Here is a 14,909-nt window from a genome sequence, read left to right as displayed (position 1 = left end):
CGGGTGCGGGATGGCGGGCCGAAGCCGCCCGGACCGGCCTCGCGGTCAGCGACGTCCGGAGCGGGACCGGCCACGCTGGGGCCGGTGCGGCGGGGCCTGGTCGGGCTGGACGCGCAGCGCCGTGATGACGGTGGCGAGCATCTCGTAGTGGCCTGCGAGGACGGTCAGCTCGACGCACTCGCCCTCGGTGAGGTAGGTGCGGAGCCGCGTCCAGGCGTCGTCGTCGAGGTCGCGCCGGTCGTGGAGCTGGTCGGTCGCGGTGAGGATCGCCCGCTCGCGCGGGTTCCAGCCTTCCGCGTCCGGCCCTTCCTTGAGGCGCGCGACGTCGCGTTCCCTGACGCCGGCGCGGCGGGCGATGCGGACGTGGTGGTCGAACTCGTAGCGGCAGTCGCGCAGATGGGCGACGCGGAGGATCACCAGTTCGGTCTCCCGGCGCGGCAGGGTGCCGCCGGGCATGAGCCGCCCGGCGAACCACAGCCAGCCGCGGAAGAGGCCGCGCCGGCGCGCCAGGGTCAGGAACAGGTTCGGCGGTCCCGTCCCGGTGGCCTTGCCCGCGATCCGGCAGGCGAGCCAGTTCACCACTCCCACGTCGCGGATACGGCCGGGAGTGACGCGGGGTGCCGTCATGGGTGGGACTCCGGCTGCGGTGTGGTCAGTTCGACCTGTTCCGTCCGCGCGACCTCCAGGATCTGGCGTAGGCCGCGCTGGACGGAGCGGTCGGCGATGGGCTGCGCGAGCATCCTGATCGGCAGGACTCCGCCGACCCACCAGGGCGCGACGACCCGCTTGGAGCGGCGGGCGATTCCTCGTTCGAGCGCGTCGATTCCAAGGCGCAGCGGCGAGACGGCCGAGAACAGGGAGGTGCCGGGGCCCGCGCTCATCAGGGCGGCCGCGGCTTCGGTGTCGAACCCCCGCCGCGTCATGTCGGTGTCGAGTTCGGCGAAGTAGGCCACACCGGCCTTCGCGCCGGACGGACGGAGTTCGGCCCTCAGCGTGTTGCCCAGCGCCTCGACCGCGGCCTTGGACGCGCTGTAGGCGCCGAGTAGAGGCGCGTGCACGGCCGCCGCGAGGGACGCCACGGCCAGCGCGTAGCCGCGTTCGTGGCTGATGTGGGGTCCGGCCGCCCGGAGGGTGTTGTGGACGCCCAGGACGTTCACGCGCAGGCTCTGCTCCAGGATGGACGGGTCGCCGCCGATGATCGGCATCTGCGCGGCCACGCCGGCGTTGGCCACGATGACGTCCAGGCCGCCCAGTTCGCGCACCGCGCCGTTCACGACTTCCTCGACCTTGGCGCGGTCGGTGACGTCGCAGGCCCACCAGGGAGCCTGCCCGCATTCGGCGGCGACGGCGGCGAGCCGGTCGGGCTCCAGGCCGGTGAGCGCGACCCGCGCGCCGCGTTCGTGCAGCCTGGTGGCCAGGGCCGCGCCGATGCCCCGGGCGGCGCCCGTGATCAGCACGCGCCGTCCGGCGAGGGTCGCCGTCCACCGGGAGGAGTCGAAAATCATGCGGGTGACCCTAACATAAAAGAACATGCTCGTCTTTTTAAGGAAGGCTCTACCCTGGCGGCATGGCGACCAATGCGGCCCCGAGCAATGCGGCTCAGAAGGCCGGGCGCACCCCGCGGGGCGGTGCGGGGCGCAAGCCCGAGACCCGGCTCGCGCTCGTGCGGCGTGCGCGCCGGATCAACCGGATCCTGGCCGAGACCTACCCCGACGCGCACTGCGAGCTGAACTTCGGCACCCCGTTCCAGCTTCTCGTCGCGACCGTCCTGTCGGCGCAGACCACCGACATACGGGTGAACTTGACCACGCCGGGACTGTTCGCCAAATACCCCACCCCGGAAGACCTGGCCGCCGCGAACCCCGAGGACGTCGAGACGATCCTGAAACCCACCGGGTTCTTCCGCGCCAAGACCAAATCGGTCATGGGGCTGTCCGCCGCACTGCGCGACCGGTTCGGCGGAGAGGTCCCGGGACGCCTCGAAGACCTCGTCACCCTGCCCGGTGTCGGACGCAAGACGGCCAACGTCGTCCTGGGAAACGCGTTCGACGTCCCCGGAATCACCGTCGACACCCACTTCGGCCGCCTGGCGCGCCGATTCGCCTGGACGGCAGAAGACGACCCGGTGAAGGTCGAACAGGAGATCGGCGAACTCATCCCCCGCAAGGACTGGACGATGCTGTCGCACAGGCTGATCTGGCACGGCCGCCGCATCTGCCATGCGCGCCGCCCCGCCTGCGGCGCATGTCCCCTCGCACGGCTGTGCCCGTCGTTCGGCGAAGGCCCGACCGACGAGGAGACCGCCCGCAAGCTCGTCAAACCCGGGCCGTTCTCGTGACCCGGGCGGGGGCGCGGGGAAGGAACCCGGGCGCCGCGGAGTTGGGACGGACGTGACCGAGACCGCCCCCAGTTGCCCGCCATGGCTCGAACGTTTCCGCGTCGAAGGCCCCCGGATGCCGGTGCCGCCGATGCTCCGGCCCGCCTCCCCCGCCCGCGCGGCCGCCGTCCTGATCCTGTTCGGCGAGGGACCGGACGGCCCCGACGTGCTGCTCACCGAACGCGCGGCCACGCTCAACAAGCACGCCGGTCAGCCCGCCTTCCCCGGCGGCCGCATCGACCCCGAGGACGACGGGCCCGTCGCGGCCGCGCTGCGCGAGGCGTGGGAGGAGGCCGGCGTCGAACCGGCCGGCGTGGACGTCCTCTGCTCCCTGCCCGAGCTGTACCTGCCGCGCAGCGAGCACCGGGTCACGCCCGTCGCCGGATGGTGGCGGGAACCGTCGGACGTCGCGCCCGGCCACCCCGGCGAGGTCGCGGCCGTCGCGCGCGTCCCCATCGACGAACTGGTCGACCCGGCGAACCGGATGATGGTCCGGCACCCGTCCGGGATCAAGCTCGGCCCGGCGTTCCACGTCCGGGACATGCTCGTGTGGGGGTTCACGGCGACGCTGCTCACCCAGGTGCTGGAGGCCGGCGGCTGGAACCGCCCCTGGGACACCGGCCGCATCGAGGATCTGCCGCCTGAGATTCTCAACCTCGCGTCCCGGGGCTGAGAACCGTCCCGAACCGGCCGCGGTGACCGGCCCGCACCCACCGCGACGGGACGAACCGCAGGTCAGGCGGATGATCTCATCCCGGGCGGCTACGGCAACGGACGTGCATCACACCCGACGGCTATACAACGCACCCGAATCTGGTACATCGAGGGGACGTTAAGGGGGCGCGCGGACCTATACGGTGAAGCGGTGCTGCACGACCACGTCCTTGATCTCATACTGCTCGTGCTCGTCGTGCTGTTCGGAGTCTCGGGCTACCGGCAGGGCTTCATCGTGAGCCTGCTGAGCTTCGTCGGCTTCGTCGGCGGCGGCGTCGCCGGAGTGCTGATCGCGCCGCCGATCGCCGAGGCCGCGGTGGAGGGCGCCGCGCAACAGGCCCTCCTCGCCATCGTGATCGCGTTCCTGGCCGCCACGTTCGGGCAGCTGCTCGCGTCCTCCCTCGGCGCCATCCTGCGCAACCGGGTGACCGGCATGAACGCCCGCACGGCCGACGCGGTCGGCGGCACCTTCGTCAGCGCCATGTCGCTGCTGATCGTCGCCTGGTTCTTCGGCAGCCTGGTCGCCAACTCCGAGTTCAAGCCCGTCCGGACACAGGTCAAGAGCTCCTCCATCATCGGCGGCATCAACGACGTGATGCCCCCGCAGGCGCAGGCCTGGTTCACCTCGTTCCAGGGCTTCGTGAAGAGCAGCGAATTCCCGCAGGTCTTCAACGGCCTCGGCGGCGAGTCCGTGGTGCAGGTGCCGCCGCCGGACGAGTCCGTCCTGAACACCAGGGGACTGAAGGCCGCCCGCGCCAGCATCGTGAAGATCGTCAGCACGGCGCCGCAGTGCCAGCGCCGGATCGAGGGCACCGGGTTCGTGTTCGCGCCGCAGCACATCATGACCAACGCGCACGTCGTCGCCGGTGCCCGCGGCCAGTCGAGGGTGGCCACCGTGAACGGCGAGACCGGCCGCGGACGCGTCGTCCTGTACGACCCCAAGCGCGACATCGCCGTCCTGTACGTGCCGGGGCTGCGGGCGCCCGCGCTGGACTTCGCCGAAGAGGCCCGCGTCCGAGACGACGCGATCATCGCCGGTTTCCCGAAGAACCAGCCGTTCACCGCGGGCGCCGCCCGCATCCGCGCCCGGCAGACGGCGCGCGGCCCGGACATCTACCACTCCGGCCAGGTCAGCCGCGAGATCTACGCCATCCGCGGCAAGGTCGAGCCCGGCAACTCCGGTGGCCCGCTGCTGACCACCGACGGCCGCGTCTTCGGCGTCATCTTCGCGGCGGCGCTGGACACGCAGTCCACCGGCTACGCCCTCACCGCGGACGAGGTCGCCCCGGACGTGCGCGCGGGACGGAACGCCACGGAACCGGTGTCCACGCAGAGGTGCTCCGACTGAGCTACGCCTCCGTGAGGCGGACGGTGATCGGGCCGTCCCCCGAAGGACGGTCGGCGGCCAGGGCACGTGTGCGTCGAACGACTCCCTGGACGTCGATGCCATGCGGAGGGGCGGCCGCGTACGGGACTAGGCGATCGGCGGCGCGGCTGAGGAGCGCTTCGGCTCCGCCTGCGTTTCCGCGGCGCAGATGGGTTATCCCTACCGCGACCTGTGCCAGGCCCCTCCACAACTCCCGTTCGGGCTCTGGGGCCGCCTTCCAGACCGCTTCCAGGACCTCGTGCGCATGGAACGGACGGTCTTCGTCCAGGAGTCGCTGTGCCTCGACCAGGGCCTCGGCGGGTGGCATGTCGAGGTCTTCGGGCATCGTGGGTATGCCGGACGCGCCGTGAGGCAGGGGACGTCCGTACGCGTCGCGTGGCCGTGCGTTGCGTGGGCGTCCAGACTCGTCCCGATCCCGCATGCCTCCACGGTACGCGCCCCCTCCATTCCCGAGCGTCCTGGGCTCCGCACCCCAGCGGGCGGGCTCCGCGCTCAGCGTGTGGGCTCGCGCTCAGCGTTCGGGCTCGGGGTCGGCGAGCCAGCCGAGAAGCTGGGCGTCGAACGCGCGGGGACGTTCCTGGTGAGGGAAATGACCGGCCCCGTCGATGAGCTTCCAGCGGTAAGGGGCCGCCACGTATCGGCCAGAGCCCTGGGCACTGCCCGGGAGGGTGCACGTGTCGAGGGCACCGTGCAGCTGGAGCGTGGGCACCTGGATGGGGGCGCGCATACGGTGCGCGTAGCGGATACCGTCCGGGCGGGCCACTGAACGGATGAGCCAGCGGTGGTACTCCAGCGCACTGTGCGCCGCCCCCGGAATCTGCACGGCCTTCCTGACGAGCTGCTCCGTGCGTTCGTCCGGCCAGCCGGGGGCGGACCAGTCGTGCAAGAGCCTCCCCACCAGCGCCGCGTTGTCGCGGACAAGTCGCCGTTCGGGCCACAGTGGCAACTGGAAACCGAACGTGTGGCGCGTCGCCCACCCCTGCCCGCGCGGATCACCGGTGATGGCCTGACGCAACCGCAGCGGATGAGGGGCGCTCACCACGGCCAGCCGCTGGACGACCTTCGGGTGGTAGACGCCCATCGTCCAGGCCAGCAGCCCACCCCAGTCATGCCCGACGACGATCGCGTTGGCCTCCCCCAGCGCGCGGACGAGCCCGGCGGCGTCCCCGGCCAGCGTGACGAGGTCGTAGCCGCGCGGCGGCTTGTCGCTGCCGCCGTACCCGCGCAGGTCGACCGCCGCCGCCCGGTAGCCGGCCGCGGGCAGCGACACGAGCTGGTTGTGCCACGACCACCAGAACTCGGGGAAACCGTGCAGGAGCAGGACGAGAGGCCCCTCACCGGCTTCGGCGACGTGGAACCGCGTCCCGCCGGCGCTGACCTGCCGGTGGGTCCACGGTCCGTCGACCTCGATCGGTGATGCCTCGTTCCCCGACATGGCGTGGGTCAGGCCGTCAGCTCGGGGGCATCGGAGTCGCCGCGGCGGCGCAGCGTGGCCAGGTCGTCCTTCAGCGTCTTGCGGGTCCGCTTCGCCCCCTCGATCTTCTTGATGAACCGCTTGGCGATGAACATCAGGGCGATCGCGAGCAACACGTACACGATCGCGACGATGAGGAACGCGAGCCAGTGCCAGATGCCGAGTCCCACCAGGGCGTACGCGAACGAGATCGACAGCATGATGACGACGACCCCGCCCATCACCGCGGCGATCGTGAACATCACGCTGCTGAGCGCCGCCTTCTTGGCGTCGGCCTTGATTTCCAGCTTGGCCAGGTCCATCTCCGCCCTGACGAGGTTGGAGACGTTCTTGGACGCCAGCGCGACCAGATCGCCGACGGACCGGTCCTCGACGCGCTCACCTGGTAGAGCCTCCGACATATCGCTTTTCTCCTTAGTCCGGGCGCGCGCGGAGACGCACCCTTCTCCGGAAGACGACGGCCGCGGCCGCCGAGGCGAGAATGCTCGCGATCAGGACCGCAGTCGTCACTCTCTCGAATTGTGACGGGTCGGTATAGGCCAAACCGCCGATCAGCAGCGAAACGGTGAAACCCACCCCGGTGAGCAGCGCGACTCCCGCGATCTCATGCCGGTGCAGGTCGTCCCCGAGGCTGGCCGGCCGAGCCGGACGGCCGCCGGGCACCCCCGAAGACGCCCACGAACTTACCGATCACCAGCCCCGCCATCACGCCGAGGGCCACCCGGCGGCTGAACACGGCCCCGTCTGGGACGAGCCGAGCCCAACCCCCGCGCCGACAGGAACGCGAAACCGGCACGCGCACCCCTGCCGAAAACGGCCGGAGCGCATGGTCGACGCGTCCGACGTCGGCGGTGCGCCCGTCCGGCGATCACCCCTTGGCCGCCCTGCCTTGGCCGCCCTGCCTTGGCCGCCCTGCCTTGGTTGGCCCGCCTTGGCTGGCCCGCCTTGCCCCGCCCGCCTTGCCCCGCCTGCCTTGGCCGGCCTGCTTTCGCCTAGCCGCCTTGGCCGCCGCTGACATGACGGCGGCCCGCGCCCGGTGGGTTGTTCACCGGGCGCGGGCCGTGTCGTTCGTTCGGGTCAGTCGTCGGACTTGGCGCTGGGCAGCTTCTCGGAGATGAGGTCCATGACCGTGCTGTCGGCGAGCGTGGTGACGTCGCCGACGCTGCGGTTCTCGGCGACGTCCCGCAGCAGCCGCCGCATGATCTTGCCGGAGCGGGTCTTGGGCAGCTCCGGCACCATCATGATCTGACGGGGCTTCGCGATCGGGCCGAGCGTCTTGGAGACGTGGTCGCGCAGCTCCCGCAGGAACTCCTCGCCCTCCACGTCCCCGCCGGCGTCGCCGCGCGGGATGACGAACGCGACGATGGCCTGCCCGGTGACCGGGTCCGTCGCGCCCACGACCGCCGCCTCGGCGACCTTCGGGTGCGCGACCAGGGCCGACTCCACCTCCGTCGTGGAGATGTTGTGCCCGGACACGAGCATGACGTCGTCCACGCGGCCGAGCAGCCACATGTCGCCGTCGGTGTCCCTCTTGGCGCCGTCACCCGCGAAGTACAGGCCCTCGAAACGCGACCAGTACGTCTTTACGTACCGCTCGTCGTCGCCCCAGATCGTCCGCAGCATGCCGGGCCACGGCTCCCTGACCACCATGAACCCGCCGCCGCCGTTCGGCACCGACCGGCCCTGGTCGTCCACCACGTCCGCGGCGATGCCCGGCAGCGGACGCATCGCCGCGCCCGGCTTGCCCTCCGTGACGCCGGGCAGCGGGCTGATCATGATGGCGCCGGTCTCGGTCTGCCACCACGTGTCCACCACCGGGGTCCGGTCACCGCCGATGTGCTTGCGGTACCAGATGTAGGCCTCGGGGTTGATGGGCTCACCGACCGACCCCAGCACGCGCAGCGACGACAGGTCGTACTCCGCTGGGATGTCGTCGCCCCACTTCATGAACGTGCGGATCGCCGTGGGCGCGGTGTAGAAGACGGACACCTTGTACTTCTGGATGACGTCCCACCAGCGGCCCTTGTTGGGCGTGTCCGGCGTCCCCTCGTAAATGACGCTGGTCGCGCCGTTGGCGAGCGGCCCGTACACGATGTAGGAGTGCCCGGTGACCCAGCCGATGTCGGCCGAGCACCAGTAGACGTCCTTCTCCGGTTTCAGGTCGAACACCGCCCAGTGGGTGTACGCGCACTGGGTCAGATAGCCGCCCGTGGTGTGCAGGATGCCTTTCGGCTTTCCGGTCGTGCCGGACGTGTACAGGATGTACAGCGGGTGCTCCGAGTCCATGGGCTCGGCGGTGTGCTGGTCACTCTGCCGTTCCACGACGTCGTGCCACCACAGGTCGCGGTCGTTCTCGGCCACCTGCTCGCCGGTGCGGCGCACGACGAGGACGTGCTCGATCGTCGGCGCCTGCGCGACGGCCTCGTCCACGATCCCCTTCAGGTCGGACGGCTTGCCGCGCCGGAACCCGCCGTCCGCGGTGATGACGAGCTTGGCCTGCGCGTCATCGATGCGTGTCCGGAGGGCCTCTGCGGAGAAACCGCCGAACACGACGGAGTGGGTGGCGCCGATACGTGCGCACGCCAGCATCGAGATCGGCAGCTCCGGGATCATCGGCAGGTAGATCGCGACCCGGTCACCTTTGCGGACGCCCAGTTCGAGCAGGGCGTTCGCGGTCTTGTTCACCTCGCGCTGGAGGTCGGCGTAGGTCAAGGTCCGGGAGTCGCCGGGCTCGCCCTCCCAGTGAAACGCGACCTTGGTTCCGCGTCCGGCCTCGACGTGACGGTCGACGCAGTTGTAGGCGACGTTCAGTTCACCGCCCACGAACCACTTGGCGAACGGTGGATTACTCCAGTCCAGGACGTCGTCCCAACGCTTCGTCCAGGTGAGCCTGTCAGCCTGCTCCGCCCAGAAGGCCAGGCTGTCCTCCGCCGCCTGCTCGTACGCATCGGCCTTGACGTTGGCCGACTCGGCGAGCTCTGCGGGCGGGGGGAAGCGCCGGGTCTCCTGAAGAAGATTCGACAGTGTTTCTTGGCTCTGGCTCAACGCGCACTCCTTGCTAGCTGAAGCGGGGTCGCCCGGTATCCCCACTTCACCAGGAAGGCGCCGGTCCCCACAAGGCCGCCTTCCGGATGTCGGAGAAGAGCGCGACCGGTTCCCGTGCTCCGGATCGTGTGGTGTGATGCTCAGTACAACGCCTTCCCAGTCTGCCGCGCCGAAATCGCTTCCGTCGTCCACGGCTGTGGGGCGTTGCTTGGGGGTTGCGGGTGACCGCATAGGGTCGGTCCGTGACCGATGCCCTTGCTGATGTAGCGAACCTGCCCGGCGTCGCCGACGCCGTCGATGACGCGCGTTCCGCCGTGGACCGGCTGCTCGGCCACCGCATCCTGCGGCGCCGCAGCGCCGAGGTTTCCACCGAGTCCGCGCTGCGCGGGGCCCGGGCCTCGGCCGTCCTCGAAGGCGCATCGGTGACGCTGAACGAGCTTCGCACCACTGAGAACCCGTCCGACCCGGTCGTCCAGGGCTCCCTGCGTGTGTCCGCCGAACTGGGGACGCTGACAGAGACGTGGCGGAGGGCCCCCCGGCAGGCCCTCGCAAGACTTCACGTTCTCGCTGCGGCGGACGTGGTCGACAACGCAGATCTCGGACGTCCGCGCTTGGACGACGGGACTGTGAAAGACGTGCTGGGTCTCGGTGAGCCGCCTTCGCCGTCCGAAGTTGCCGTCCGCCTGGACACGCTCAGCGGGCTGCTGACGGAGTCGACGAAGGCACCGGCGCTGGTGGTCGGGGCCATCGTGCACGGTGAGCTGTTGACGTTGCGTCCGTTCGGCTGGGGAGACGGGCTCGTAGCCCGTGCCGCCCAGCGGCTCACCCTCGTCGCCCGTGGGCTGGACCCCAAGTCGCTCGCCGCGCCAGAGGTCGGGCACCTGGAACTCGCCGACGACTACGCCGAAACGCTCCGCGCCTACTCGTCCGGTACCTCCGAGGGCGTGGCGCAGTGGATCGGGCACTGCGCGGCGGCTGTGGCAGCGGCCGCACGGGACTCGCAGGCCATCTGCGAAGCGTTCATGCGCGGCTGATCCTGTCAGCCGGCGGGTCCATGCTGTGCGTATGGCAGATCGCATGCACGGGCGACCGGCGGCACCCACCTACACCACCATCTCGTCGGCGAACTGGGATTCGCGTGACCTGACAGGTGAGAAGCACGAAAACGTCCTGTTCGTGGACGTCGATATGACCGAGGCCAGTGGTGTCGGTGCCGTCTTCACCGATTGCACGTTCCGCGGTGCGCGTTTCAACGTGTCCACCCACACGGACGCCGCGTTCCTGAACTGCACGTTCGTGCGGTGTGGTTTCTTTGACGCCACGTTCAGCGGATGCAAGCTCATCGGGAGCATGTTCGACGGCTGCACGTACGACCTGTTGAAGGTCAAGGGCGGCGACTGGTCGTTCACCGGCCTTCCGGGCGCCGACCTCCGCCGCGCGTCGTTCACGGACGTGCGGATGCGCGAAGTCGATCTCACGGGTGCGAGGTGCGCGGGAGCCGAGATTCGCGGCGTCGACTTGTCAGGTTCGTCACTCCACAAGGTCGACTTTTCCGGCTGCGATCTACGCGGAAGCGACATCTCGGGGATGGACCCGTTCACCGTCGAACTGAGGCGCGCGGTGATCGATCCGTATCAGGCGATCGTCCTGGCAACGGCTCTCGGACTGGAAGTCCGCGACTAGCGTCGCCGTGCCCGGAGGCAAAGCGAACGGCGCCCCTCTACGAGACGCCGCCGCCAGTCACGTCACACCGGGTTACCAAGCGTGCACCTCAAATTCGTCGGACCGGGTCAAGCCCGTCTCGACGCGCCTCCCGCGGCTGGTCGCGCGTGGGTGCCCGGCTGCCGTGCTCGGACACGTGGTCCGTATGACCTGTCTACGCCTCATTTGACCTGCTGACAAGCCCCCCATTCGGAAATCGCGTCGGCCGAGCGGCTGCCGCGCCGGACGGGACACCGGTGCCTTGTGAGGGGCAAGATGGGATGGAACACGCCATTCCGGACTATCCGTAACCATCTCTGTGGTTCCGCAATTGATCACTCACGGTGATCGTTTCTATTTCACGTCAGATCCGGCGGGGCGGCCGGAAAGATCTTTAGTTCTCCTGTACGCTCCCACTTCCGTCCCGATGCACTCCTTGTGCGCGGAACGGGGTGCCTGCCGAGGGCGGGACGGCGCCTTGTGCGCACCGTCGCGCCGCACGCCGAGGGCATCGTCCCGACCAGGTGAGAAGAATCGTCACCCAGGGAGGGAAGATTGCACCTCGACGAAACTCTCGACCATCGGGCAGCATATGTTGTATCTGCCTAGACTGGAGTCAGTGAGTTTGCCTCTGCCATAGGGCGAACTTGCACACGGCTTACGCCGAACTCCCCCGAGACTTTCTTGGGAAAGCGGGCCGGCTCTACCCCCCCGGAGCCGGACCGCCCGGCGACCCCCGCTCTCCCCCCCGGCGGGGGTCGCCCAGCCGTGAAGCGGCCGGGCGGTGGCGCCAGACGAACCACGCGCCACCGCCCCGCCGCCACCCGGGCCACCAGCCCTCCCCAACACGCGCGACCAACACTGCCCGCTCACCACTTGCGGTCGGCCTTCGAACACGTCCACCCAACCCGCGCCGCCGACCCACACCCCCCAGGCGCGCCCGTCCGTCGGGTGTTCGCGCGAGTGATTCCGGCTGTGGTGGGTTCGGGCGGAGTGGGTTCGGCCGCGGTGGGTTCGGCCGCGGTGTGTTCAGGGGCGCGGCTCGGCCCCGCCGAGGGAGGGCGGAGCGAAGTTATCCACAGTTCACGGAACGTCTTCACTGCCGTCACGCAGCGTCGCAAGGTGGATTCCACCGAACGTCGAAGGAGTATCCGATGAACCTCGCGGCACTGATCGTCACGGGCGACCCCGCCCTCGCCGACGGCCTGCTCCGGCTCGCGGCCGCCGCCGACGCCCACGCCGAAGTCGCCTACAGCGCCGATGAGGCCAGGGCCGCCTGGACGTGGCCGGCCCTCATCCTTGTCGGCGCCGACGCGGCCGAAGACGTGGCGTCCAGCGGCCTCCAGCGCCGTCCGGGCGTCGTCCTGGTCACCGGCGACGGTGCCACGTCCGACACGTATCGCCTGGCCGTCGAGGCCGGCGCGCAGGACGTCGCCGCCCTGCCCGACCACGAAGACTGGCTGATCAACGCGTTCGCCGCGGCCGGTGAACCCGAGAGCGGCTGGGCCACCACGGTCTGCGTGGTCGGTTCACGGGGCGGCGCGGGAGCCAGCGTGCTCGCCACCGCGCTCGGGCTCACGGCCGCGGGCCAGGGCTTGCGCACGCTGCTCGTCGACGCCGACCCGTTCGGTGGCGGCGTCGACCTCATGCTCGGGCTGGAGGAGCACGAGGGTGTCCGCTGGCACGACCTCGCCGAACGGCGGGGCAGGCTGAACACCGCCACCCTGCGCGAGACGCTGCCGCGGTCCGGCGAGCTTTCCGTCCTGTCCTGGCGGCGCGGTGAACCGGTCCCGGTCTCCGACGACGCCGTCCGGTCCTTGTTCGACGCGGCCGTCCGCGGCTTCGACCTGGTCATCGTGGACGTTCCCCGCTATCCCGGCGACGTCGGCCGCGCGGCCCTGCGCGCCGCCGACATCACGTTCCTGCTCGTCCCGGCCGAGGTCCGCGCGACCGTCGCCGCCGACGGCCTCGCCGCCGCCCTCCGCCGCGACACCGCCGACGTGCGCCTCGTCGTCCAGGGCCCGGCGCCCGGAGGGCTCACCACCGACGCGGTCGCGCATGCGCTCGACATCCCGTCCGCCGGCGCCTTCGAACGTGATCGTCGCCTCCCCACCGCCATCGACGAGGGCGGCCTCGAACGGGCCTGCCGCCGGGGCCCTCTCGCCGAGTTCTGCACCGGCGTCCTCGCGAACCTCGCCCTCCAGCCGTACGCGTACCGAGAGGAGGCGGCATGACCGGGCTGTCCGATGCCATCCGGGACAGGCTGGCCGACTCCGGCGGCGAGCCGACCACCGGCCGGGTCGCCGCGGCCCTGCGCGCGGAGGGCCGGCTGCTCGGCGATCGCGAAGTGCTCACGCTCGCCGACGAATTGCACGCCGAGTTCGTCGGCGCCGGGCCCCTGGAGCCGCTGCTGCGTTCCCCGGACGTCACCGACGTCCTCGTGAACGGCCCGGACGAGGTCTGGGTGGACACGGGCTCCGGCCTCGTCCGCACCGCCCTGCGGTTCCCGGACGAGCCGTCCCTCCGCCGCCTGGCCCAGCGTCTCACCGCCGCCGCCGGACGACGACTCGACGCCGCCGCCCCGTACGCCGACGCTCGGCTCCCGGGCGGAGTGCGGCTGCACGCCGTTCTCCCGCCCGTGGCCGCGACCGGGACCTGCCTGTCCCTGCGGCTCCCTCGCCGCCGCGCGTTCACGCTGGACGAGCTCATCGCCGCGAGCACCATCCCGCCTGAGGGCGCCGAACTACTGGCCGCCCTGATCAAGTCCCGCGCCGCCTTCTTGGTCACCGGTGGAACGGGAACCGGCAAAACGACCCTGCTGAGCTCACTCCTGTCCCTGGCGGATCCCGCCGAACGGCTCCTCCTGGTCGAGGATTCCGCCGAGCTGAAACCGTCCCACCCTCACGTGGTCAGGCTGGAAGCACGACCGCCCAACATGGAGGGCGCCGGGGGCGTCACCCTGAACGACCTCGTCCGCCAGGCCCTTCGCATGCGCCCCGACCGTCTAGTGGTGGGCGAGGTCAGGGGCCCGGAGGTAGTGGTCCTGCTGCAGGCTTTGAACACGGGCCACGAAGGCGGCTGCGGCACCCTTCACGCCAACACGGCCGGGGATGTGCCCGCCCGCCTCGAAGCCCTGGCCTGCGCCGCCGGCCTGACCCGGGAGGCCGTCCACAGCCAGTTGGCCGCCGCCCTGGACATCGTGGTCCACTTGGTCCGCGAGCCGGGCGGAGGGCGCCGCCGGGTGGCGGAGATCTGCCTTCTCCGCCGAGCGCCCGACGGCCTGGTCGGCGTCGTCCCCGCGGTCTCGTTCACCGCGTCCGGCGAGGTCATCCCGTCCCCGGGCGCCGAGTCCCTCGCCACCCGGCTGCGAGAAAGCCCGTGATCAACACGTTGGCGATTCTCTGCTCGGCCGCCGCCGTCTGGACACTTCTGACCCCTGCCCCTGCTGCCCGTCGCCTGGACCGCCTCGTCACCCGCCCGCCCGACAACCCGCTCCTCCTCGTCAAAGCCAAAGCGGATGCGTTCCGAGAACGCAGAACCCGGCCCCACCGCCGGCGCACATCCGTCATCGAACTCTGCGACGCCATGGCCGCCGAACTCGCCGCGGGCCGGACCCCCGACGAGGCGTTCACAGCGGCCGCCACGGTCCTCGACCCGCACGTCTCGAAGGAACTGCTCAGCATCCCCCGCCCACCGTCCGAACACCTGGGGGAAATGGCGGCCCGACCAGGCGCCGAAGGTCTCCGACTCCTGGCGGCCTGCTGGCGAGTCGGCTCCGAACGCGGCGGCACCCTCGCCACCGTCCTGGACGGACTGGCCGCCGCCCTCCGCGACGAAGAGTCCCAACGCCAGGACGTCTCCGTCCAATTGGCAGGTCCCCGCGCAACAGCCCGCCTTCTCGCCGCACTACCCCTCCTGGGCCTGGCCATGGCCGCGGCCCTGGGCGCGCACCCGATCCGCTTCCTTTGCGGCACCCTTCCGGGCGCGGCGTGCCTGATCGCAGGCACGGCCCTCAACCTGACCGGCCTCTACTGGACCCGCCACCTGGCCAAATCCGCAGAGTCCACCCGCTAACGCCATGCGCCACCAGGCAACCGAAGCACGCGGAGGCCAACGCCTTCCCCGCCCCTGGCCGTCCGAAGACGCACCACCGTCCGTCCCGTCCCCAGACACGGGCTTCCACGCTCAAAGGAGTTCTGATGATGGCGTTG

At 70.7% G+C, this 14,909-nt stretch carries 15 protein-coding genes; 8 read left to right on the top strand and 7 right to left on the bottom strand.

What is annotated here, in order from left to right:
• Positions 1-45: 45 nt before the first annotated feature.
• On the bottom strand, positions 46-627 hold the full coding sequence (locus ACTWPP_RS06075) for a carboxymuconolactone decarboxylase family protein (protein ID WP_443103091.1): 582 nt from the start codon (positions 625-627) through the stop codon (positions 46-48).
• The gene (locus ACTWPP_RS06070; RefSeq protein ID WP_443103090.1) at positions 624-1,505 is read right to left on the bottom strand and encodes an SDR family NAD(P)-dependent oxidoreductase; all 882 of its coding nucleotides are present in this window, start codon (positions 1,503-1,505) and stop codon (positions 624-626) included. Before ACTWPP_RS06070 ends, ACTWPP_RS06075 begins: the two co-directional genes overlap by 4 nt.
• A gap of 62 nt (positions 1,506-1,567) precedes the next feature.
• Here ACTWPP_RS06070 and nth point away from each other — a divergent pair, with 62 nt between their 5' ends.
• From nth to ACTWPP_RS06055, 3 genes are all read left to right on the top strand, one after another.
• Entirely contained in the window at positions 1,568-2,338 is a 771-nt protein-coding gene (gene nth, locus ACTWPP_RS06065; protein ID WP_443103089.1) for an endonuclease III, read from the top strand.
• Between the two features lie 115 nt (positions 2,339-2,453).
• The gene (locus tag ACTWPP_RS06060) at positions 2,454-3,050 is read left to right on the top strand and encodes an NUDIX hydrolase (RefSeq protein WP_443103414.1); all 597 of its coding nucleotides are present in this window, start codon (positions 2,454-2,456) and stop codon (positions 3,048-3,050) included.
• A 192-nt stretch (positions 3,051-3,242) separates the two neighbouring features.
• Positions 3,243-4,439, top strand: coding sequence for a MarP family serine protease (locus ACTWPP_RS06055; RefSeq protein ID WP_443103088.1), 1,197 nt, complete (start codon positions 3,243-3,245; stop codon positions 4,437-4,439).
• 1 nt (position 4,440) lies between these two features.
• On the opposite strand, the gene ACTWPP_RS06050 is transcribed toward ACTWPP_RS06055, so the two are convergent.
• The 5 genes from ACTWPP_RS06050 to acs form a co-directional block, all read right to left on the bottom strand.
• Positions 4,441-4,803, bottom strand: a complete 363-nt coding sequence (locus ACTWPP_RS06050; protein WP_443103087.1) for a DUF309 domain-containing protein — start codon at positions 4,801-4,803, stop codon at positions 4,441-4,443.
• 186 nt (positions 4,804-4,989) lie between these two features.
• On the bottom strand, positions 4,990-5,913 hold the full coding sequence (locus ACTWPP_RS06045) for an alpha/beta fold hydrolase (RefSeq protein WP_443103086.1): 924 nt from the start codon (positions 5,911-5,913) through the stop codon (positions 4,990-4,992).
• A gap of 8 nt (positions 5,914-5,921) precedes the next feature.
• A complete protein-coding gene (locus ACTWPP_RS06040) occupies positions 5,922-6,353 on the bottom strand; it encodes a phage holin family protein (protein ID WP_443103084.1) in 432 nt (143 codons plus the stop codon).
• Between the two features lie 13 nt (positions 6,354-6,366).
• Positions 6,367-6,615 carry a Na+/H+ antiporter NhaA gene (locus tag ACTWPP_RS06035; protein ID WP_443103083.1) on the bottom strand — a complete coding sequence of 83 codons (249 nt, stop codon included), beginning with the start codon at positions 6,613-6,615 and terminating at the stop codon, positions 6,367-6,369.
• Positions 6,616-7,029: 414 nt separating this feature from the next.
• Positions 7,030-8,997 carry an acetate--CoA ligase gene (acs, locus tag ACTWPP_RS06030; RefSeq protein ID WP_443103082.1) on the bottom strand — a complete coding sequence of 656 codons (1,968 nt, stop codon included), beginning with the start codon at positions 8,995-8,997 and terminating at the stop codon, positions 7,030-7,032.
• Positions 8,998-9,239: 242 nt separating this feature from the next.
• On the opposite strand from acs, the gene ACTWPP_RS06025 reads away from it, so the two are divergent.
• The 5 genes from ACTWPP_RS06025 to ACTWPP_RS06005 all read left to right on the top strand — a co-directional run bounded on the left by ACTWPP_RS06025 (position 9,240) and on the right by ACTWPP_RS06005 (position 14,772).
• Entirely contained in the window at positions 9,240-10,031 is a 792-nt protein-coding gene (locus tag ACTWPP_RS06025) for an oxidoreductase (protein WP_443103081.1), read from the top strand.
• Positions 10,032-10,074: 43 nt separating this feature from the next.
• On the top strand, positions 10,075-10,680 hold the full coding sequence (locus tag ACTWPP_RS06020) for a pentapeptide repeat-containing protein (protein ID WP_443103080.1): 606 nt from the start codon (positions 10,075-10,077) through the stop codon (positions 10,678-10,680).
• Between the two features lie 1,172 nt (positions 10,681-11,852).
• Positions 11,853-12,932, top strand: coding sequence for a septum site-determining protein Ssd (gene ssd, locus ACTWPP_RS06015; RefSeq protein ID WP_443103079.1), 1,080 nt, complete (start codon positions 11,853-11,855; stop codon positions 12,930-12,932).
• The gene (locus tag ACTWPP_RS06010; RefSeq protein WP_443103078.1) at positions 12,929-14,080 is read left to right on the top strand and encodes a TadA family conjugal transfer-associated ATPase; all 1,152 of its coding nucleotides are present in this window, start codon (positions 12,929-12,931) and stop codon (positions 14,078-14,080) included. Before ssd ends, ACTWPP_RS06010 begins: the two co-directional genes overlap by 4 nt.
• Positions 14,077-14,772 (top strand): type II secretion system F family protein, encoded by a 696-nt coding sequence (locus ACTWPP_RS06005; RefSeq protein WP_443103077.1) that lies wholly within the window; start codon positions 14,077-14,079, stop codon positions 14,770-14,772. The genes ACTWPP_RS06010 and ACTWPP_RS06005 overlap by 4 nt, the downstream gene beginning before the upstream one ends.
• The last annotated feature ends 137 nt before the right edge of the window (positions 14,773-14,909 follow it).

The organism is Actinomadura sp. 3N407 (genome assembly GCF_052245875.1).
In the GTDB taxonomy this organism is placed as follows: domain Bacteria; phylum Actinomycetota; class Actinomycetes; order Streptosporangiales; family Streptosporangiaceae; genus Spirillospora.
Note: the sequence above shows the minus strand (reverse complement) of the source record. Positions and strands in the feature narration are given on the sequence as shown.